Genomic DNA, 19,845 nt, shown 5'->3' on the forward strand with positions numbered 1-19,845 from the left:
AACGATGACACAGACGGGCGCAACAGTGGCAGCAGAAGGACTTTTCAACAGGATGGCGGGCAATATGCCCGATCGGCAGCCCGAAGACCGGCTGCGCGCGGTGCTGGCAGCGGGGCTTGCCCTCGGCGTGGCACTGGCGGCGCTGGTGTGGGCGGCGCTGGCGCTGGGCGGCGAAGCGGGCGGCACGGCCCGCACCGCGATGGCGGTCCTCGCCGCGCTGGGCGGCGGTGCTGCAGTGCTGACGGGCCTGCGCGGGTTTGGCATCCTGCGCGCAGAGATTGCGCAAGCCACTGCCGAATTGCGATCCGCCTTGCAGGAAAAGGACGACGCGCTTCTGGCGGCCAATCGGGACATCGCGGAGCTGCGCGCGCAGCACGAGCGCGAACAGGCCGAAATCGCTGCCCTCGCCGCCGGTATGGACGAATTGCACACGCAGCGCGAGCACAACCGGCAGGAGCGTGAGCGGCTGCTCAACGAACTGGCAGAACGGTTCGAACAATCGGTGGGGGATGTGGTGGGCGGCGTGGCCGCTGCCACTTCGCAACTGCAGCAGACCGCACGCACAATGGCGCATACGGCTGATCTTGCCTCCACCCAGATGCACGCACTGGCCGGCGGGCTGTCCGATGCCTCGGCCGGGGTAACGGCGGCCGCAGCGGCCAGCGACGAATTTGCCATGTCGATCGGCGAGATCAGCCGGCAGGCCGGCAATTCCGCGCAACTTGCGCGGCGCGCCACCGAAACCGCCGCCCGCGCGGACGCAACCATTTCACAATTGACCAGCAGCGCTGCCCAAGTGAGCCAGATCGTCGAAATGATCTCCACCATTGCGCGGCGCACCAATCTGCTCGCGCTCAACGCCAGTATCGAGGCCGCACGCGGGGGCGAGGCCGGGCGCGGTTTTGCGGTGGTCGCCGCAGAGGTCAAGGAACTGGCCAGCCAGACCGGCCGCTTTACCGAGGAAGTGGCGAGCCAGATCCGCGCGATGGAGGATTCCACCAGCGCCAGCGTCAAGGCGCTGCACGCCATCATGGAGCAGATTCGCGAACTGGAGGAAACCTCAATCTCGATTGCGGCGGCAGTCGATCAGCAATCGGTCGCGGGTCAGGATCTGGCGCGCAGCATCGACATGGCCGCGCGCAGCACCGAAGCGGTGACAGGCAATCTCCATCAGGTGCGCGACATATCGCAGAACACGGGCGAGGCCGCCGCGCAGGTGCTCGACTCTTCCAGCGAACTGGAGCGGCAGGCACGCCAGCTGCGCGAACAGGTGCACAGCTTCCTGGGCCGCATCCGGGCGGCCGCGTGACCGCAATTTCGTGGTCTAACTGCTTGTTAACGCGTTATTTGCCATAAGATCAGGTGAGGGAGCGGCACGAAATGGATGATCTGCTGGCCGATTTCATTGCCGAGGCGCAGGATATGCTGGCCGCGCTGGCAGGCGAGATCGTGGCGTGGGAACAGAATCCCGCCGACCGGGCCCGCATGGACGCCATCTTCCGCTTCTTCCACACGATCAAGGGCAATTGCGGATTCTTCGATTTCCCGCAACTCGAAGCGCTGAGCCACGCCGCCGAAGATGTGCTGGCCGATGTGCGTGCCGGCCGCCGCCATCCCGATACCGCGCTGGTCGATCTGGTGCTGGCCGTGATTGACCAGATTGCCGACATGATCGAAGCGCTGGACCAGAACGAGGGGATAGCTGCCGATGCGGGCAAAGACCTGATCGCGCGGCTGAAAGGCGATGCCGCAGACCCGCACGAAGACGGGTCCGACCCTGCCGCCAGCGCGGCGATATCGCCTGCGGGAAAGGCCGCGCATCCGGCCAGCACCGCGCGCCGCCGCACGGTGCGCCTGCCGGTGGACCTGATCGACCAGATCATGGGCGGCGTGTCCGACATGGTGCTGGCGCGCAACGAACTGGGCAAGCGGCTCCAGCAGATAGGCGGGCAAAGCGGGCTGGAATCCGCGTTTGGCCGGCTGGGTGCGGCGCTGGACGAGGTGCGCGACGCGATCACCCGCACACGGATGCAATCGATCGACGTGCTGTTCAACGCCTATCCCCGGCTGGTGCGCGACCTGTCTGCCGAATTGGGCAAGCAGGTGCTGGTCGAACTGGAAAACGGCGATGTGGAGCTTGACCGCGAACTGATCGAGCTGATCCGCGACCCGCTGGTTCATGTCATCCGCAACGCCATCGACCATGGCATCGAAACGCCGGAGGAACGGCGCGCCGCGGGCAAGCGCGAGATCGGCGTGCTGCGCATCTCGGCCCGCCAGACCGGGAATGAAATCCGCATCGGAGTAATTGACGACGGGCGCGGGGTGGATTCGGATGCCGCGCTCGCCCGCGCCATCGCCAACGGCCTGATCTCCGCTGAAGAAGGCGCGAGATTGTCTGCGCGCGAACGCAATCTGCTCATCTGCCAGCCGGGTTTTTCCACGCGCAGCGAAGTGACTTCGGTATCGGGTCGGGGTGTTGGCATGGATGTGGTGCGCGCCAATCTCGAACAGATCGGCGGCTCGCTTTCTATCGACAGCACGGCGGGGGCGGGCACGCGCATCCTGCTCAACGTGCCGCTCACGCTCAGCATCGTGCCTGCCCTGACTGTGGGCGTGGGCGGACAGAAATATGCGATCCCGCGCAGCTATGTCGAGGAAGTGGTGCGGCTGACCGGGCAGGCGCAGCGGCAATCCGCGGTGGGCGGCGCGCGGCTGATGGATGTGCGCGGCGTGCAGGTCCCGTGCGCCTTGCTGGGCGACGTGCTGGGCGTGGCCAATCCCGCCCGCCCCGGCGCGCTGGTGGTGATCCGCCTGGTCGGCGGCGACCTCATCGGGTTCGAGGTTGACCAGGTGTTCGATCACGAGGAACTGGTGGTGAAACCGCTCTCGCCGGTCATCATGGCCAGCGGATTTTACGTGGGCAACACGCTGATGGATGACGGCAGCCCGGTGCTGATGCTCGATGTGTCGGGCCTGACGCGCAAGGCGGGCCTCATCCGCGAAGTCGAACACCGTGTGGACCCGCAGGCCATCGACAGCAACATTGAACGCGCCGCGCGCGATCGCGTGCCCGCCCTGCTGTTCGTCGGGATGGACGGGCAGCGCCGCGTCATTCCCATGCGCGATGTGGAACGGATCGAACGGCTTCCCGCGCAGGCCGTCCGCGTGGCCGGTGCCCGCGCGCAGATTGCCATTCAGGATACCATTCTGCCGCTGGCGGGCCTCGTTCCCGGCGCGGATCTGCCTGAACGGCTCAACATCATGCTGCTGAGCGGTTCGGACCGGCAGCTTGCCTACGCCTTTGCGCAGATGATCGACACCACCGCGATCGACGCCGATCTGCGGCCGAATGGCGCGGGCGAGGACGCCTCTGCCCTTGCCCTGATAGACGATACGCCGGTGGAAGTGCTCGATTGCCCGCTCTTGTTCGCCGCCGCCTATGGGCGTGCGAGCCAGGGTCGCACGCCCCTTTGCCATCTGGTCGGGGCCGGTCAGGGCGGCTGGGCACGCGATGTGTTGCAGCCGCTGGTCGAAGCAGCCGGGTACCGCGTGGTGGCGGGCGACGATGGGCTTGCCGCGGGCGAAGCCGATATCGCCATCGTGCTTGACGATGCGCCGGCCGAACTTGCCGCGGGATCGCGGCGCGTGATCCGCCTGCGCAGCGGGCGCGAGGCGGAGCCGGACGACGCGGATACGATTTACCGCAACGATGCCGACGCCCTGCGCGCGGCGCTGCTTTCGGTGCGCATGGAGCAGGGCCGATGACGCAGCTTTGTCTTGTGGCAGCGGTCGCCGGGCGGCGCGTGGCCTTTCGCACGGCGCAGATCCATTCGGTGATCGATATGGACGCGGTGACGCCCGTGCCCGGCACACCGCCCTGTGTCGCCGGTCTTTCCGCACTGCGCAGCCGCCCGCTGACCGTGATCGATTGTGCGGTGGCGCTGGGACAGGCCGAAACGCCCATCCCGCCGGTCAAGGCGTTGGTCGTGGACCAGAACGGCTTCCTCTACGCCCTGAGCGTTGAGGAGGTGGAGGACGTGGTCTGGATCGAGAGCGAGGCCGAACCGCTGCCTGCGGGGCGGCATGGGGGCTGGGAACAGGCCGCGCTGGGCATGGTCAACGTGGGCGGGGAAATGCTGCTGCTGGCCGATCCGACGGCGGTTCTGGGCGCTGTAGAGGCTGCGACCAGCTCCAGCCCAGCCATGGGTCTGGCCGCTGCGCCTGACCATACGACCGCACACTAAGGGACTACACGAACGCGACAACACGCCGAAATAGAATGAAAGTGGGTGCCATGAAGAAGTGTCTGATTGTCGACGACTCGCGGGTCATCCGCAAGGTTTCGCGGCACATTGTCGAAACGCTCGGCCTTGAAGTGAGCGAGGCGGAGAACGGGCGCGAGGCGCTCGACCTGTGCGCCGGGCAGATGCCCGACGTGATCCTGCTCGACTGGAATATGCCGGTGATGAGCGGCATCGAATTCATCGTGCATCTGCGCCGCAGTCCCGGCGGGGACAAGCCCAAAGTGGTGTTCTGCACCACAGAGAACGATGTCGAGCATATCCGTCAGGCGATGAAGGCCGGGGCCGACGAATATGTGATGAAGCCGTTCGATCACGACACCTTGCAGATCAAGTTTCATCTGGTTGGCGCGCTGTAAGAGCCGGCAATGGATCACGCGACGGATCCCTTGACGGCGCCGGAACCGGCGGGCGGGCTCGCGACTGACGCGCGAACTGCCGCGCCTGTGCGCGTGCTGGTGGTGGACGATTCGCTGGTCGCGCGTGCGGTTTATGCCCGCCTGATCGCGGCGGAGAGCGATTTTGCACTGGCCGGGCAGGCCTCCACCGCGGAAGAAGCGCTGGAAATGCTGCGGGTCAGCGGGGTCGATGTGATCCTGCTTGATTTGCAGATGCCGGGCATGGGCGGGCTGGACGCGCTGCCGAAAATGATGGCGCTGGCGCCCAAGGCGCGCGTGCTGGTCGTCTCCTCGCTGACCGTGGAAGGGGGCGAACATACGCTGGCCGCGCTGGCGCTGGGCGCGGCGGACACTTTGCCCAAGCCCGAACCGGGCCGCTATGACAGCGAATACCGCGCGATGCTGGTCGATCGCATCCGTGCGCTGTGCCCGCGCCGAACGCAGCGCCCGGCACCGCCGCCACGCATGGCCGCGCGCGGCGCCATGCGGTCCGCGCGCGTGCTGGCAATCGGCGCCTCGACGGGAGGCATACTGGCACTGCGCCAATTCTTCGAAAGCCTGCCACCCCGCATCGGCATGCCCATCCTGGTGACGCAGCATTTGCCCGTGTCCTTCCTGCCCGCCTTCGTGGGGCAGATCGCGCGCTTTTCGGGCCGCCCTGCCCGACTGGCGGAAAATGGCGCGCTGCTGGCGGCGGACGAGGTGCTGATCGCGCCGGGCAATGCGCATCTGGAAGTGGAGGCGCGCGGCGAGGAGCTGGTGGCGCGGCTGACAAAGGCCAGCGCAGGCACCGGCTGCATGCCCTCGGTCGATCCGATGCTCGCATCGCTGGCGCAGGCGACGGGGGGCAAGGCGCTGGCCGTGGTGCTGACGGGCATGGGCCGTGACGGCACCGAAGGCGCCCAAAGCCTGGTGGCGGCGGGCGGCAGCGTGCTGGTGCAGGACGAAGCGAGCTCGGCTGTCTGGGGGATGCCCGGATCGATTGCCGGCGCAGGCCTTGCCAGCGCGATCCTTCCGCCCGCCGAACTGGCCCGGCGCATCCGACCGTATTTTGCCGAGAGCCTTGCGCCGGGGCGGACCGCCGGATGACTTTCCTCGACGACATGACCATCGGCCTGATTTCGCGCGTGCTGGAAGCGCATACCGGGCAAACCATTACCGAAGATCGCAGCTGGCGCGTCGCCACCGTGCTGATGCCGCTGTTCCGCGAATATGACATTTCCACCGGAAGCCAGCTTGTCGCCGCCATGACAGGGCCGGGAAGCGAGGCGTTTGTGGGCGCCATGGTCGACGCGCTGCTCAACAACGAAACCTATTTCTTCCGCGATATCGGCGTGTTCGACACGTTGCGCCAGAGGGTATTGCCAGATCTGGCGCGCAAGGTGGGCGACCGGCGCAAGCTGGCGATCTGGTCAGCGGGATGCTCCACCGGACAGGAAGCGCTTTCGCTGGCGATGATCTTCGCCGATCAGCCGCAGCAATGGAAAGGCTGGCGGATCGAGATCACGGCCACCGATGTGTCGGCAAAGGCCATCCGCACCGCGCGCGCCGGCATCTATTCGCAGTTCGAGGTGCAGCGCGGGTTGGCTGTGTCGCAGATGCTGCGCCATTTTGATGAAGCGCCGGGTGGATGGAAAGTGCGTCCCGACCTGTCGCGCATGGTGCGCTTTGCCACGCACAATCTTCTCGATTCGGCGCCAAAGCCGGGCCAGTTCGACCTCATCCTGTGCCGCAATGTCTTGCTCTATTTCGACGCAGCGCGCCGCACCGCCGCGTTCGAGAGGCTGTCCACCGCGCTGAAGCCGCATGGCCTGCTGCTCTTGGGAGGGGGCGAGACGGCAGGCAGTCATTGCGGCTATCTGGCGGCGCGCGACGATGCCTTCGGCCTGTATTCGCTGGTCAACCGCCCCGCGGCGGCCCATGCCCTGCGATAGGCTACGCGCCTTCGCCTTCGGGCTTGAAATCGAGGCTGGCTGAATTGATGCAATAGCGCAGGCCATCCGGCCCCGGCCCATCTGGGAACACATGGCCCAGATGCCCTTCGCAGCGCGCGCATACCACTTCGGTGCGGATCATGCCGTGGGAAACATCGCGGTGCGCCTCCACCGCATCGGGCGCGGCAGGAGCGGTAAAGCTGGGCCAGCCCGATCCGCTGTCATATTTCGCATCGCTTTCAAACAACGGCAGGCCGCAGCCCGCGCAGGCATAAAGCCCCGCCTGCTTGTTCTTCTCATACTTGCCGGTGAAGGCGCGTTCGGTGCCTTTCTGGCGCAGGATCATGTATTGTTCAGGGCTGAGGCGTTCGCGCCATTCGCTTTCGGACAGGTGCAGCTTGTCGGGCATATTTTTCTCCTCAGGCTATCCATCCATATGGGTAACCGGTCGGACAATGGAAGGGATACAAGGACCCTCTCAGCTGTTCACATCGGCATAGTCGCGCGGCGGCGGGATGCCTTCCATCTTTTCCTGCAACAGCGGGCGGAAGCTGGGGCGGCTTTTCATCACCCGGTACCAGCCATGCGCTTCCTCGTGCCCGCTCCAGTCAATTCCGCCGAGGTAATCGGCCACCGATATCTGCGCAGCAGCGGCGAAATCAGCGAGGCTGAGTTGCGCACCCGCCAGCCAGCGGCGATTGCCCACCAGCCAGTCGATATAGTCGAGATGTTCGTGCGCCAGCTTCATCGCGCTGCGCAGCGCGCCGGAATCGGGAGTGAGGCGCAGCACCAGCCGTTTCTTGAGCTTTTCGTGCAGCAGAGGATGGGTGACATCGGCAAAGAAGTTCTGGTCGAACAAGGCAACCAGCCGGCGGATTTCCGCCCGCTGCGCGGCATTGCCGAGGATCAGCGGATTGCGATCCTCCGTCTCCTCCAGATATTCGCAGATCGCCTGGCTGTCGATCAGCGGCGCACCGCGTGCCGGATCGTGCAGCACCGGCACACGGCCCGCCGGGTTCAGACGGTAGAACCCGTCATCCCCGTCCCATGGATAGACCCGTTCCAGATCGAAGGGGACGCCCTTTTCAGCCAGCGCCAGACGCGTCTTGCGGGAAAAGGGGCACAGGGCAAATTGATACAGCTTCCACATTTCGGCTGGCTTAGCGCCAAGCGCCAAGGAACTACAATGGCGAACTACAATCCCGATTGCTCCAGAATCGGCAGACACTCAGGCATCATCGCGGCAATCTGGTCATGCGTGACCAGCGATTGCGCCTCGCTTTGCAGCAATTGCCCCAGTTGTTCCGTTGTGATCCCTGCTTCGTCCAGCACCTGCGCGCTGGCCTGCACGAAGAATTCGCGCCCGCGTTCCGCCATGGCAGGGAATGCCAGCGCCCATGCCTCGCCCGCCGCCTGCCGGTTGGCGACCAGCGCAAAGGTGGCTGAGCAGCGCAGGAGAAGCCGGTGATCGAGATCGAGCGCCTGCGTGGGCATGGGGGCAGGCTGCGCCGTGGCGGCAAGCGGCAGGGCGATCAGCGTCAGACTGGCAAGAAGGGTCTTCATGCCCGCCGCCTTGGCAGCCCGATCCTTAACCCCAGCTTCACAAGCTTTCCGCCGCCTTGGCATCCATCGCCAATACCGGATTTTCCGGCCCGCTTTCGCGCCCGGCCAGAAATTCGTTGCGGATATTGCGATAGGCAAATTTCCATTCCCCCTCCACGCGCACCAGCTCGTCCTCGTAAATCCCGAAAGTGCCGAGCGTGGGGGTAAAGCGTTTGCCATCGGGCGTGCGCGGGCCGTCATTCGCACATTCGAACCAGAAACCGGTATGCCACGCCCGGTCGCCTTCCACGCGGATCACCGATTGGCACAGGACATGGCGCAGTATGGCGGGATTGCCGTCCACATCGCAGTAAATGCCTGCGACCGCTTCCTTGAAGCCCTTGGCCGCGGCGCGGATATTTTCGCGCCCCGTTACTGCACCCCGCGCAAATTCGAGCGTGCCGTCTTCGGTGAAGGTATCGGCATAGGTATCGAAATCGTTGTAATCCATCGCCATCAGGTAACGGGCCAGCAGATCCTCGATCTCGGCTCGGTCGCGGGCATAGTCAGCGGCATATTTCATGGGTGGCAAAGCTCCTCTCTCCGCCCGCACCTTAGGATTGCGAAAGGCACGCCCGCAAGGGCGTTGACTTGCACGCGGCGCCTGCGCAATCGTAAGCACAACATACGAATTGGGAGAGAGACTCGTATATGTCGGAAGATCGTATCGCCGCGCTGGAAGCCAAGCTGGCCGAGATGGAGCGCCGCCTGACCATCCGCGAGGATGAGCTGGACGTGAAGAAGCTGCAATATCTTTACGGCTATCTGATCGACAAATGCATGTATGATCAGGTGGTTGACCTGTTTGCCGACGATTGCGAAGTGCGCTTTTTCGGCGGTGTGTTCAAGGGCAAGGCCGGCGTGCGGCGCCTCTATATCGAACGCTTCCGCAAGCGGTTCACGCACAACAATAACGGCCCGGTCGACGGTTTCCTGCTCGATCACCCGCAGATCCAGACGATCATCGACATCGACCCCGATGGCAAGACCGCGCGCCTGCGCGGCCGCAGCATGATGCAGGCCGGACGGCACAAGGATTATACCCATCCCGACAAGGGCCTGGGCGTGCGCCAGTGGTGGGAAGGCGGCATTTACGAAAACGTCTACACCAAGGGCGAGGATGGCAAGTGGCGGATCAAGCTGCTCAATTATTTCCCGCACTGGCACGCCGATTTCGACAAGGGCTGGGCCTATACCGACAACCAGTACGTGCCTTTCATCACCACCCTGTATCCCGAAGATCCCGCCGGCCCGGACGAGCTGTATGATGATTTCTTCCTGTGGCCCACGCACAAGCTGCTGCCATTCCACATGAAGCATCCGATTACGGGCGAGGAAATGGTCGCCGAGCGTTGGGAAGGCGATCTGGAACGCGACCGGGTGCGCGAAGCCGAACGCGCCGCACTCAAGGCAAAGGGCTGATCCGATGACCGCTTACCCGTCGCTCCACATGATCATCAATGGCGAGAAAGTGGCGGGTGGTTCGCGCCGCACGCACACCGTGGTCAATCCCGCTACGGGCGAGAGCCTTGGCGAATTGCCGCTGGCCGATGCCGCCGATCTCGACCGCGCGCTGGAAGTTGCGGCCGAAGGCTTTGCCATCTGGCGCAAATCCACCCCGCAGGAGCGCGCCGCCGTGCTGCAAGGCGCGGCGCGGCTGATGGTGGAGCGGGCGGACGATCTGGCGCGCATCGCCACGATGGAGGAAGGCAAGCCCTTTGCCGAGGCGCGCATCGAAGTGATGATGAATGTCGGCCTGTTCAATTTCTATGCCGGCGAATGTTTCCGCCTCTATGGCCGCGAACTGGTGCGGCCCGAAGGGATGCGTTCGACCGTTCGGTGGGAGCCGGTGGGCCCGGTGGCGGCCTTTGCGCCGTGGAACTTCCCGCTGGGCAATCCCGGCCGCAAGCTGGGCGCGCCGATCGCGGCGGGGTGTTCGGTGATCCTCAAGAGCGCCGAGGAAACCCCGGCATCGGCGCTGGGCGTGCTGCAATGCCTGCTCGATGCAGGGCTTCCGCCGCAAGTGGCGCAGGCGGTGTTCGGCGTGCCGGATGAGGTGAGCCGTCATCTTCTCGCCAGCCCGATCATTCGCAAGCTGTCCTTCACCGGCTCCACCGTGGTGGGCAAGCATCTGGCAAAGCTGGCAGCGGACAACATGATCCGCACCACGATGGAGCTGGGCGGACATGGCCCGGTACTGGTGTTCAGCGATGCCGATGTGGACAAGGCGCTGGCGACCTCAGTGGGCGGCAAATACCGCAATTGCGGGCAGGTCTGCGTGTCGCCCACGCGCTTTATCGTGGAAGAGAGCGTGTTCGAACGTTTCCGCGATGGCTTTATCGAAGGGGCCAAGGCACAGGTCGTCGGCAACGGGCTTGATCCTGCCACCACGATGGGCCCGATGGCGAACGCCCGCCGCCCCGAAGCGATGGACCGGCTGATCGGCGATGCCGTGGCCAAGGGGGCAAAGCTGGGCACCGGCGGCGAACGGATTGGCAATCAGGGCTTCTTCTATGCCCCCTCGGTCCTTTCCGAAGTGCCGCTGGACGCCGCCATCATGCACGAGGAGCCGTTCGGCCCGGTCGCCATCATCAATCCCTACAAGGGCGAGGAAGCAATGATCGCGGAAGCCAACCGCCTGCCCTATGGCCTCGCCGCCTATGCCTGGACATCGGACGTCCAGCGGCAGCGGCGCCTTGCCGCGCAGCTCGAAGCCGGGATGGTGGGCATCAACAGCCACATGATCGGCGGGGCTGACGCGCCCTTTGGCGGGGTCAAATGGAGCGGCCATGGCAGCGAGGACGGGCCGGAAGGCGTGAAGGCCTGCATGGTGCTGAAAGCCGTGCACGAAGGCTGACGCAATTCAACTGGCCAGAGGGGCAAAAACCTCGCGCGCCGCAATCGGGGAGAGAACGCCATGGATCACCGGACCCTGCCACCGGGCAGCCTTGATGCCGCAATCGCCGCGATGCAGGCGGCAATCGGGACGGAGCACGTGCTGCTGGATGATGAACGGATGGCCGATCACGGTGACCCCTTCGCTCCGCCGGGCGATTGGTACCGCCCCGGCGCGGTGCTGATGCCCGGCAGCGTGGAGGAGGTGCAGGCGATCCTGCGCATCGCGACCGAACACGGCACGCCGGTGTGGACCAGCAGCCAGGGCCGCAACAAGGGCTATGGCGGCGGCGCGCCGCGCGTATCGGGCAGCTTCACCATGAGCCTGCGCCGCATGAACCGCGTGCTGGAAGTGGACGAGGCCAATTGCATGGCGCTGGTCGAACCGGGCGTGCGCTTCTTCGACCTGTACGATCACCTGCGCGCCATCGGCAGCAAATTGTGGATGAGCGTGCCCGATCTGGGTGGCGGCTCGATCATCGGCAACGCGCTGGAACACGGCGTGGGCTACACCCCGATTGGCGATCATTTCGCTAACCACTGCGGCATGGAAGTGGTGCTGGCCAATGGCGACATCGTGCGCACCGGCATGGGCGGGATGAGCAATCCGCACAACTGGCTGGTCTATCCGCACAGCGCAGGGCCAAGCTGGGACGGCATTTTCACCCAGTCCAATTTCGGCGTGGTGACCAAGATGGGCGTAGCGCTGATGCCGCCGCCGGAAGTCTATGCGCCGGGCTGGTTCATGCTCGACAACGAGGAGCATTTCGGCACTTTCCTGGAAGTGCTGCGCCCGCTGATGATCGACGGCACGATTTCCAACCAGCCGATGATCATCAACGCGGTGTGCGCGGCCTCGGCCTTCTGGGGGCGCGAGGACTGGTATAGCGGCACCGATGCCATTCCCGATGAGGTGATCGACAGGATTGCCGCCACGCCGGGCTTTGGTCGGTGGGTAATGCGCTTTGCCGTGCAGGGCGATGCGCCGGTGGTGCGCCACAACCGCGCCAAGATCGAAGCTGCCTTTGCGACAATTCCCGGCGCCTCGGTAATGTTCGAGGAGTTCGACGGACACAATCTGCCCGAATTCGACAACCCGCACCACCGCGTGCAGGCGGGCATCCCGTCAATGGCGCTCGACCGCATGACCCGCTGGTATGGCGGGGAAGACGGCGGCCATATCGGCTTTTCCTGCGCCATGCCGATCGCGGGAAAGGACGGCTGCGCGATCCGCGACCTGACCGCCGGCGTGCTGCGCGAACGCAACCTCGATTATTCCGCCGCGATCATCGTGGGCCGCCGCAGCATGATCCATGTCGCGCTGGTGGTGTTCGACACACGCAACGAGGAACAGACACGCAGCGCCTATGCCGCGACCAAGGCCATGCTCGCACCCGCGGCAAAGCTGGGTTACGGCGAATACCGCAGCCATGTGGACTTCATGGACGAAGTCGCCGCGCTGTACGATTTCAACAACAACGCACAGCGCCGCCTGGCGGAAAGGATCAAGGATTGCCTCGATCCCGCCGGCATCCTTTCCCCCGGCAAGCAGGGCATCTGGCCTGCAGCCTACCGCAATTGAGGACCACGACGTGACCCACGAACTGAAAACCGGCGGCGACCGCGGCTATCTGCGCATCGCGACCGAGGAAGCCTTTGCCACTGCCGAACAGATGGACGCGATCCTGCGGCTGGTGAAGGAGGGCCGCGCAGACAAGGGCACCGTGTCGCTGTGGGGCTTTTACGGCACCAGCCCTTCGGAACGCACCACCTTCATCCGCGAACGGCTGCTCGATCTGGGGCCGCTTCGCATTGCGGCGATGGACGATGCAGGCATCGACAAGGCGGTGCTGGCGCTGACCAGCCCCGGCGTGCAATCGCTGCATGATGTGGAGGAGGCGAAGGGCATTGCCCGCCGCGCCAACGACCAACTCAAGGCCGCCTGCGAAGCCTATCCCGACCGCTTCGTGGGGATGACCGCAATCTGCCCGCAGGACCCCGCATGGTCGGCGGAGGAACTGCGGCGCGGCAAGGAGGAGCTGGGCTTTGCCGGGGTGCAGGTGAACAGCCACACGCACGGGCATTATCTGGACGAGGAACAGTTCGACCCGATCCTGCGCGCCTGCGCAGATATGGACATCCCGCTCTACATCCACCCGCAAGGCCCGCCCGACAACATGATCGGCGGCATGGTGGAAGCAGGCCTCGAAGGCGCGGTGTTCGGCTTTGCGGTGGAAACCAGTTACCACGCCATGCGCCTGCTGACGACGGGCGTGTTCGACCGCTACCCCAGCCTGCAACTGGCGCTGGGCCATGGCTGCGAAGGGCTGCCCTTCTGGATCGACCGGCTGAATTACATGTTCAATGCAGGCGTGCGGTCGAACCGCTATCCGCGCCTGAAGCCGCTCCAGCACCCGCTGCACTATTACCTGCGCAACAATCTGTGGGGCACCACCAGTGGCCTGCCCAGCCCCGCCAGCATCCGCCTGATGATGGATGTGATGGGCGAAGACCGGGTGATGTATGCGATGGATTACCCCTATCAATATGTACCCGACGAAGTGCGCCTGCTCGACACAATGGACATGAGCGACGCGCAGAAGCGCAAGTTCTTCCAGACCAATGCGGAAACGCTGTTCAAGTTGTAAAAATTCGCGCATTTTCGTGCGCGCACACATCCTGGGGAGAGGATTGATATGACAACCTTTGGCGTAACCGGTGCCAGCGGCCAGCTGGGCAAGTTCGTGCTCGACGAGCTTTTGACCAAGGTGGACGCAGGTTCCATCGTGGCCTTTGGGCGCGATGTTTCGAAACTGGCGGATTACGCGGCCAAGGGCGTCACCGTGCGCGCGATGGATTACGACAAGCCCGAAGATCTGGCGGGCCAGCTGGCAGGGGTTGATCGGCTGCTGCTGATTTCGGGCAGCGCGCTGGGCCAGCGCCCGCGCCAGCACGCCGCCGTGATCGACGCGGCCAAGTCGGCGGGCGTGTCCTATATCCTCTACACCTCGATCTTGAATGCGCCCGATACGCCGATCCGGCTGGGCGCGGAACACAAGGCGAGTGAGGAAAGCCTGGCGGCGAGCGGCCTCACTTACGATCTGGCGCGCATGGGCTGGTATAATGAGAATTATATCGGCGCCCTGCCCGCGCAGGTGGAATTCGGCCTGATTACCGGCGCGCAGGGGGAGGGGCGCATTTCCTCCGCCAGCCGTGCCGATCTGGCCGCAGGGCTTGCGGTGATCCTGACCACGGGCAAGGGCGGCGACATCTACGATCTGGCTGGCGATGACAGCTGGACGATGGCCGAATTCGCCGCCGAAGTGAGCCGCATTGCAGGCAAGCCCGTGCGGTATGAGAACATGAGCGAGGCCGATTACGCCGCCTCGCTGCTCGCCGTGGGCATCCCGGAGGCCTATGCGCCGGTCATTGCCAATTCGGCCTTCGCCACATCTTTGGGCGCGCTGGAGAACAACAGCCGCACGCTCAGCCGCCTGACCGGCCGCCCCACCACGCCGATTGCGGCAACGATTGCCAAGGCGCTGGGCAAATAAGATGGCAAGCGAAGCCGCGCCCCCGCAAGCCCCGGCCCCTGAAAAAGCCAGCAGCAAGATCAGCCCCTATGGCTGGTATGCGCTGACGCTGGTTTCCGCTGCCCAAGCGATGAGCCTGCTCGACCGGCAGATCCTGTCGATCCTGGCCAATGACATTCGCGAGGATGTGGGCATCGGCAATGCCGAGATCGGCCTGCTCTACGGCACGGTGTTCGCGCTGTTCTATGCGCTGTTCTCGCTGCCTCTGGGGCGGCTGGTGGACGGCTGGATCCGCACTCGGCTGCTTGCGATCTGCCTCGCCGTATGGTCGTTCTTTGCCGGACTATCCGCCTTTGCCACGGGCTTTGCGCTGCTGGCGATCAGCCGCCTTGGCGTGGGGATTGGCGAAGGCGCAACGCAGCCTGCCGCCAATTCGATCATCTTTGACGCGCTGCCCAAAAGCCGCCGCGGCGTGGGCATGGCGGGCCTCGGCATCGGCCTTGCCATCGGCCTTGGCCTGTCGATGGCGGTGGGCGGCATGGTCAGCCAGTGGTGGGATATGCGTGTGGCGGCAGGTGCGCCATCCTTCGGCTTTTCCGGCTGGCAGTTCGCCTTCCTGGTCTCGGCGCTTCCCGGCTTTCCGCTGGCCTACCTCATCTACCGCCTGAGAGAACCCGTGCGCGGCGGGATGGACGGTATCATCGCGCCCAAGGATCCTGCGCCGTTCAAGGCCAGCGCCAATGTGCTGGGATCGGTGGTTCCGGGCACCAACTGGTTCTATCTCTGGCACCGCAAGGCGGGCGCGCGGCAATGGGCGATCAATCTGGCCGGCCTTGCCATCATCCTTGGCGTGGCCACACTGCTGGTGCATCTGGCGCAGGGTTTCTCGCCCCGTCCCGCCTTGCAAATCTGGGGCGCGGAGATTGACCCGCACTGGATGCAATGGGGCGTGGCCGCCTTCGGTGCCTTCGTCGTGCTGAACCTGTTCCAGAGCTTCAAGCTGACCGACAAGCCCGCCTATAACGTCATCCTGTCCCCCTCGCTCATCCTGCTGATGATTGCGGGCGGATTGCAGACCGCGATCAATTACGGCGTGATGGCCTTCACCCCCACCATGCTGATCACGCAGTTCGGACTGACCCCGGCGCAAGCGGGCGCGCAATTCGGCCTGCTGGCGGCGGCGCTGGGTATCATCGGGCCGCTGGTGGCGGGGCCGCTCGCCGATTTCCTCAACGCGCGGATGGGCGGCAAGGGCATGGTGTGGCTGATGCTGCTCAGCCTTGGCATTTCGCCCTTCTTCGGCATCTGGGCCTATAGCGCGGAGAATGTGACCGATTTTTACCTGCGCTTCAGCGTCTACAGCCTGATCCTGACATTGTGGCTGCCGCCTGCCTATGCGTTGATGCTGGGGCTGGTGCTGCCGCGGATGCGGGGGATCACCTTCTCCACCTACATGATCATCCAGACGCTGCTGGGCCTTGGCATTGGCCCCTATGCAGTGGGCATCGTGGCCGACCAGAACGGCGGGGTGCTGAGCCAGGCGATCATCTCGATCAACGCGGTGGTGCCCTTCCTCGTGCTGTCGCTGCTGATCGTGCTGGCGCGCTACAAGCGGGACGAGGCAAGCATACTCGACCGCGCCCGCGCCGGCGGGGAGGCGGTGTAGGCCATGGTGACGGTTCGGGACGCATCCTTCGCGGTGTTCGCCCATTACGGGGTGGACCGGCTGTTCGGCAATCCGGGCAGCACCGAACTGCCGATGCTGAAAGGGCTGCCCTTCCCCTATGTCATGGGCCTGAACGAGGCGGTGGTGATGGGCATGGCCGATGGCTATGCCCGCGCCAGCGGCAAGCCTGCGCTGGTGAACCTGCATTCCAGCGCGGGCACCGGGCACAGCCTTGGCAATCTGTTCACCGCTTATCGGAACAACACGCCCATCGTGGTAACGGCAGGCCAGCAGGCGCGCAGCATCCTGCCGCATGACCCGTTCCTGGGGGCGGAGCGGCCAAGCGAGTTTCCCCGGCCCTTCGTGAAATATTCCATCGAACCGGCACGGGCAGAGGATGTGCCGCTGGCGCTTGCCCGTGCTTTTGCCGTCGCGCTGACGCCGCCGATGGGGCCGGTCTTCGTCTCGATCCCGGTGGACGATTGGGAGCGCGAATGCGCCTTGCCGCTGCTGCCCGACCTCTCGCTTGCCACCCTGCCCGACCCCGCCGGGGTGCAGCGGATCGCCGGGATGCTGGCGGATGCAAAAAACCCCGCGCTCATCATCGGCACCGGCCTTGCAAACAACCCTGACGGCTGGGACGCCGCGATAGCGTTGGCCGAAAAGGCAGGGCTGCCGGTCTGGGCCGCGCCCTATGCCGCGCGGGAGACATTTCCCGAAGACCATCCGCAATTCGCCGGTTTTCTCGCCGCATGGCGCGACAAGATCAATTCGGCGCTTGCCCCTTATGATGCGCTGCTGGTGGTGGGCGCGCCGGTCTTCACCTATCACGTGGAAGGGCACGGCCCGCATTGGCCCGAAGGTGCCGCGCTGGCCGCGCTGTCCGAAGACCCCGCGCATCTGTCCAACCTGCCGGGAGGCACAGCGGGCAGTTTCGGCGTGCTGGGCAATCCGGCGGCAGGTCTTCGGCAATTGGCCGATCTGCTTCCCGCCCGCGCCTTTACCGGCACCAGCCACCAGCTGATCGACCCCGCGCCGGAGATGAAGGCTGCTTATGTCCTCAAACGCATTGCCGCGCTGCGCCCTGAAAATGCGGTGATCGTGGAGGAAGCCCCCACCGCGCGCGGGCCGGAGCATGACACGCTACCCATCCGGCGCAAGGGTGGGTTCTACACCTGCGCCAGCGGGGGGCTGGGCTATTCGCTGCCTGCGGCAATAGGCGTGGCGATGGCGCAGGATGACAAGGTGATCGCCATTCTGGGCGATGGCAGCGCCATGTACACCATTCAGGGGCTTTTCAGCGCCTTTCAGGAGCGTGCGAATGCCAGCTTCTGCATCCTCAACAATTCGGCCTATGCCGCGTTGACCGGCTTTTCGGGCGAATTTGGCATGAACCATGTGCCGGGCTGCGATCTGGGTGGCCTCGATTTTGCCAAGCTGGCCGAGGGGCAAGGCGTGCCCGCGCGCAGCGTTTCCCGCGTGGAGGAACTCGACGACGCGCTGGCGTGGAGCTTTGCGCAAACAGGGCCAAGCCTGCTCGACATCCGCATCGCCTGAAGGCAAACCGGCGCACGATTAGCCAAGCGGGCATTTTGCGTGTAAGGGGGATGCAACAAGGCGGCTCCGCATCATGGGATTCGGAAAGCCAGCCTCGCTTGGTTACCCCCGGAAAGTCTACCTCCCTTATGCCTTTTGACCACCTGCCCGCGCCGCTTGCCACGGCGCTTGCCGCACGCGGCTATGCCAATCTGACCGAAGTCCAGTCCGCCGTCGTGCAACCCGAAGCCGCAGGCCGCGACCTGCTCGTGTCCGCGCAGACGGGTTCGGGCAAGACGGTCGCCTTTGGCCTCGCGCTTGCCGAAAACCTGCTCGATGCCGATGCGCAAGTGCCGCGCAATTCCGGGCCGCTCGCGCTTGTCATTGCCCCCACGCGTGAACTGGCACTGCAGGTCGCGCGCGAACTGGGCTGGCTGTATCAGGGCGCGGGCGCGCGCATTGCGACCTGCGTTGGCGGGATGGACGCCAGCAAGGAACGCCGCAATCTGGCGGGCGGCGCGCAGATCGTGGTCGGCACGCCCGGACGCCTGCGCGACCATCTGGAACGCGGCGCACTGAACCTGACGGGCCTTCGTGCTGCCGTGCTCGATGAAGCGGACGAAATGCTCGACATGGGTTTCCGTGAGGAGCTGGAGGCGATCCTCGACGCCGCGCCCGAAGGCCGCCGCACGCTGCTGTTTTCCGCCACGCTGCCGCGCCCGATCGTGGCCTTGGCAACACGCTATCAGAACGATGCCTTGCGCATTTCCACCGTCGAGCAGGACCGGGGGCATGGCGACATCGCCTATCAGGCGATTACCGTGGCCCCGCCCGAAGTGGAAAACGCGGTGGTCAATCTGCTGCGCTATCACGAGGCGGAAACCGCCATTCTGTTCTGCGCCACGCGCGAAAAGGTGCGGCACCTCTCGGCCATCTTGCAGGAGCGCGGCTTTGCCGTGGTGGCGCTGTCGGGTGAACATTCGCAATCCGAACGCAACACCGCGATGCAGGCGCTGCGCGACAAGCGGGCGCGGGTGTGCGTGGCAACCGATGTCGCCGCACGCGGCATCGACCTGCCCGGCGTCAGCCTTGTGATCCATGTCGAAATCCCGCGCGATGCGGAGGCTTTGCAGCACCGTTCAGGCCGCACGGGCCGCGCAGGCAAGAAAGGCACCGCCGTGCTGATCGTGCCCTATCCGCGCCGCCGCCGGGTGGAATCGATGCTGCGCGGGGCGAAGATCAACGCCGAATGGGTGGAAGCGCCCACCGCGCAGATGATCCGCGCCGCCGACCGCCAACGCCTGCTGCTCAAACTGATGGAGCCGGTGGAACTCGACGAGGAAGACCGCAAGCTGGGCCTCGAACTCCTCGAACAGAAAAGCGCGGAGGAAATCGCCGCGCTGCTGGTTCATGCGCACCGCGCCGCCATGCCGCAGCCTGAAGAGCTGACCGCGGGCACGCCCGACGCGCAGCGCGCCGCGCAGGCCGAACGTCACCGACCGGGTTTTGAGGACACGGTCTGGTTCCGCCTCGACATCGGGCGCAGCCATGGTGCCGATCCCAAATGGATCCTGCCGGTGCTGTGCCGCCGGGGCCATGTCTCGCGCAACGAAATCGGCGCGATCCGCATTGGGGCGCAGGAGAGTTTTGTGCAGATCCCGCGCGCCATCGCCGACAAGTTCGCCGACGCCGCCCGCCGCACGGGCGAGCAGGAACGCGAGGCGGGCGAGGAATCTCTGCTTATCGAACGCAGCGCCGGAGCACCGCGCGAAATGGCACGGCAGAACCGGCGGCACGGGTCGCGCGAAGGCAATGACAATGCACCGCGCGGCGAATACCGTCCCGGCCCGCGCGTCGCAGCCAAGCCCCACCGCAAGGGGGGCAAATCCTTTCCCGGCAAGACAGCAGGTGGCCCCGCCCTGTTCAAGAAGGGCGGCAAAAAGCCCTTCTCGAAGGGGCCGCGCAGCTAGGCCAAGG

18 protein-coding genes are annotated in these 19,845 nt (G+C 65.2%); 14 read left to right on the top strand and 4 right to left on the bottom strand.

Going from position 1 to position 19,845, the window contains the following annotated elements; genetic code table 11:
- Window positions 1–52 precede the first annotated feature (52 nt).
- The 6 genes from WFP39_RS04145 to WFP39_RS04170 all read left to right on the top strand — a co-directional run bounded on the left by WFP39_RS04145 (window position 53) and on the right by WFP39_RS04170 (window position 6,636).
- Entirely contained in the window at window positions 53–1,309 is a 1,257-nt protein-coding gene (locus WFP39_RS04145) for a methyl-accepting chemotaxis protein (protein WP_336917882.1), read from the top strand.
- Between the two features lie 71 nt (window positions 1,310–1,380).
- Window positions 1,381–3,768, top strand: coding sequence for a chemotaxis protein CheA (locus WFP39_RS04150; RefSeq protein WP_336917883.1), 2,388 nt, complete (start codon window positions 1,381–1,383; stop codon window positions 3,766–3,768).
- Entirely contained in the window at window positions 3,765–4,247 is a 483-nt protein-coding gene (locus WFP39_RS04155; RefSeq protein ID WP_336917884.1) for a chemotaxis protein CheW, read from the top strand. The genes WFP39_RS04150 and WFP39_RS04155 overlap by 4 nt, the downstream gene beginning before the upstream one ends.
- Window positions 4,248–4,297: 50 nt before the next feature.
- Window positions 4,298–4,663 (top strand): response regulator, encoded by a 366-nt coding sequence (locus WFP39_RS04160; RefSeq protein ID WP_336917885.1) that lies wholly within the window; start codon window positions 4,298–4,300, stop codon window positions 4,661–4,663.
- Window positions 4,664–4,672: 9 nt separating this feature from the next.
- Complete coding sequence (gene cheB / locus WFP39_RS04165; RefSeq protein WP_336917886.1) at window positions 4,673–5,791, top strand: chemotaxis-specific protein-glutamate methyltransferase CheB; 1,119 nt, start codon at window positions 4,673–4,675, stop codon at window positions 5,789–5,791.
- Window positions 5,788–6,636, top strand: coding sequence for a CheR family methyltransferase (locus WFP39_RS04170; RefSeq protein ID WP_336917887.1), 849 nt, complete (start codon window positions 5,788–5,790; stop codon window positions 6,634–6,636). Before cheB ends, WFP39_RS04170 begins: the two co-directional genes overlap by 4 nt.
- 1 nt (window position 6,637) lies before the next feature.
- Here WFP39_RS04170 and msrB read toward each other — a convergent pair whose 3' ends face one another.
- The 4 genes from msrB to WFP39_RS04190 form a co-directional block, all read right to left on the bottom strand.
- Entirely contained in the window at window positions 6,638–7,045 is a 408-nt protein-coding gene (gene msrB / locus WFP39_RS04175; protein WP_336917888.1) for a peptide-methionine (R)-S-oxide reductase MsrB, read from the bottom strand.
- Between the two features lie 69 nt (window positions 7,046–7,114).
- Complete coding sequence (locus WFP39_RS04180; RefSeq protein ID WP_336917889.1) at window positions 7,115–7,786, bottom strand: glutathione S-transferase family protein; 672 nt, start codon at window positions 7,784–7,786, stop codon at window positions 7,115–7,117.
- 44 nt (window positions 7,787–7,830) lie between these two features.
- Window positions 7,831–8,199, bottom strand: coding sequence for a hypothetical protein (locus tag WFP39_RS04185; protein ID WP_336917890.1), 369 nt, complete (start codon window positions 8,197–8,199; stop codon window positions 7,831–7,833).
- Between the two features lie 37 nt (window positions 8,200–8,236).
- Entirely contained in the window at window positions 8,237–8,761 is a 525-nt protein-coding gene (locus WFP39_RS04190; RefSeq protein ID WP_336917891.1) for a nuclear transport factor 2 family protein, read from the bottom strand.
- 128 nt (window positions 8,762–8,889) lie between these two features.
- On the opposite strand from WFP39_RS04190, the gene WFP39_RS04195 reads away from it, so the two are divergent.
- The 8 genes from WFP39_RS04195 to WFP39_RS04230 all read left to right on the top strand — a co-directional run bounded on the left by WFP39_RS04195 (window position 8,890) and on the right by WFP39_RS04230 (window position 19,838).
- Window positions 8,890–9,660: a nuclear transport factor 2 family protein gene (locus tag WFP39_RS04195; protein ID WP_336917892.1), complete on the top strand. Its 771-nt coding sequence runs from the start codon at window positions 8,890–8,892 to the stop codon at window positions 9,658–9,660.
- 4 nt (window positions 9,661–9,664) lie between these two features.
- The gene (locus WFP39_RS04200; RefSeq protein ID WP_336917893.1) at window positions 9,665–11,095 is read left to right on the top strand and encodes an NAD-dependent succinate-semialdehyde dehydrogenase; all 1,431 of its coding nucleotides are present in this window, start codon (window positions 9,665–9,667) and stop codon (window positions 11,093–11,095) included.
- Window positions 11,096–11,155: 60 nt separating this feature from the next.
- The gene (locus WFP39_RS04205) at window positions 11,156–12,715 is read left to right on the top strand and encodes an FAD-binding oxidoreductase (RefSeq protein WP_336917894.1); all 1,560 of its coding nucleotides are present in this window, start codon (window positions 11,156–11,158) and stop codon (window positions 12,713–12,715) included.
- 10 nt (window positions 12,716–12,725) lie between these two features.
- The gene (locus WFP39_RS04210; protein WP_336917895.1) at window positions 12,726–13,781 is read left to right on the top strand and encodes an amidohydrolase family protein; all 1,056 of its coding nucleotides are present in this window, start codon (window positions 12,726–12,728) and stop codon (window positions 13,779–13,781) included.
- Window positions 13,782–13,829: 48 nt separating this feature from the next.
- Entirely contained in the window at window positions 13,830–14,687 is an 858-nt protein-coding gene (locus tag WFP39_RS04215) for an SDR family oxidoreductase (RefSeq protein ID WP_336917896.1), read from the top strand.
- A 1-nt stretch (window position 14,688) separates the two neighbouring features.
- Window positions 14,689–16,332: an MFS transporter gene (locus WFP39_RS04220; RefSeq protein WP_336917897.1), complete on the top strand. Its 1,644-nt coding sequence runs from the start codon at window positions 14,689–14,691 to the stop codon at window positions 16,330–16,332.
- 3 nt (window positions 16,333–16,335) lie between these two features.
- Entirely contained in the window at window positions 16,336–17,889 is a 1,554-nt protein-coding gene (gene mdlC / locus WFP39_RS04225) for a benzoylformate decarboxylase (RefSeq protein ID WP_336917898.1), read from the top strand.
- Window positions 17,890–18,017: 128 nt separating this feature from the next.
- Complete coding sequence (locus WFP39_RS04230) at window positions 18,018–19,838, top strand: DEAD/DEAH box helicase (RefSeq protein ID WP_336917899.1); 1,821 nt, start codon at window positions 18,018–18,020, stop codon at window positions 19,836–19,838.
- The last annotated feature ends 7 nt before the right edge of the window (window positions 19,839–19,845 follow it).

The organism is Alteraurantiacibacter lauratis, assembly GCF_037154155.1.
GTDB lineage: Bacteria > Pseudomonadota > Alphaproteobacteria > Sphingomonadales > Sphingomonadaceae > Alteraurantiacibacter > Alteraurantiacibacter lauratis.

Coding starts and splice junctions, on each gene's coding strand:
- WFP39_RS04145 (WP_336917882.1), top strand. CDS start 53: ATGGCGGGCAATATGCCCGATCGGCAGCCCGAAGACCGGCTGCGCGCG.
- WFP39_RS04150 (WP_336917883.1), top strand. CDS start 1,381: ATGGATGATCTGCTGGCCGATTTCATTGCCGAGGCGCAGGATATGCTG.
- WFP39_RS04155 (WP_336917884.1), top strand. CDS start 3,765: ATGACGCAGCTTTGTCTTGTGGCAGCGGTCGCCGGGCGGCGCGTGGCC.
- WFP39_RS04160 (WP_336917885.1), top strand. CDS start 4,298: ATGAAGAAGTGTCTGATTGTCGACGACTCGCGGGTCATCCGCAAGGTT.
- cheB (WP_336917886.1), top strand. CDS start 4,673: ATGGATCACGCGACGGATCCCTTGACGGCGCCGGAACCGGCGGGCGGG.
- WFP39_RS04170 (WP_336917887.1), top strand. CDS start 5,788: ATGACTTTCCTCGACGACATGACCATCGGCCTGATTTCGCGCGTGCTG.
- msrB (WP_336917888.1), bottom strand. CDS start 7,045: ATGCCCGACAAGCTGCACCTGTCCGAAAGCGAATGGCGCGAACGCCTC.
- WFP39_RS04180 (WP_336917889.1), bottom strand. CDS start 7,786: ATGTGGAAGCTGTATCAATTTGCCCTGTGCCCCTTTTCCCGCAAGACG.
- WFP39_RS04185 (WP_336917890.1), bottom strand. CDS start 8,199: ATGAAGACCCTTCTTGCCAGTCTGACGCTGATCGCCCTGCCGCTTGCC.
- WFP39_RS04190 (WP_336917891.1), bottom strand. CDS start 8,761: ATGAAATATGCCGCTGACTATGCCCGCGACCGAGCCGAGATCGAGGAT.
- WFP39_RS04195 (WP_336917892.1), top strand. CDS start 8,890: ATGTCGGAAGATCGTATCGCCGCGCTGGAAGCCAAGCTGGCCGAGATG.
- WFP39_RS04200 (WP_336917893.1), top strand. CDS start 9,665: ATGACCGCTTACCCGTCGCTCCACATGATCATCAATGGCGAGAAAGTG.
- WFP39_RS04205 (WP_336917894.1), top strand. CDS start 11,156: ATGGATCACCGGACCCTGCCACCGGGCAGCCTTGATGCCGCAATCGCC.
- WFP39_RS04215 (WP_336917896.1), top strand. CDS start 13,830: ATGACAACCTTTGGCGTAACCGGTGCCAGCGGCCAGCTGGGCAAGTTC.
- WFP39_RS04220 (WP_336917897.1), top strand. CDS start 14,689: ATGGCAAGCGAAGCCGCGCCCCCGCAAGCCCCGGCCCCTGAAAAAGCC.
- mdlC (WP_336917898.1), top strand. CDS start 16,336: ATGGTGACGGTTCGGGACGCATCCTTCGCGGTGTTCGCCCATTACGGG.
- WFP39_RS04230 (WP_336917899.1), top strand. CDS start 18,018: ATGCCTTTTGACCACCTGCCCGCGCCGCTTGCCACGGCGCTTGCCGCA.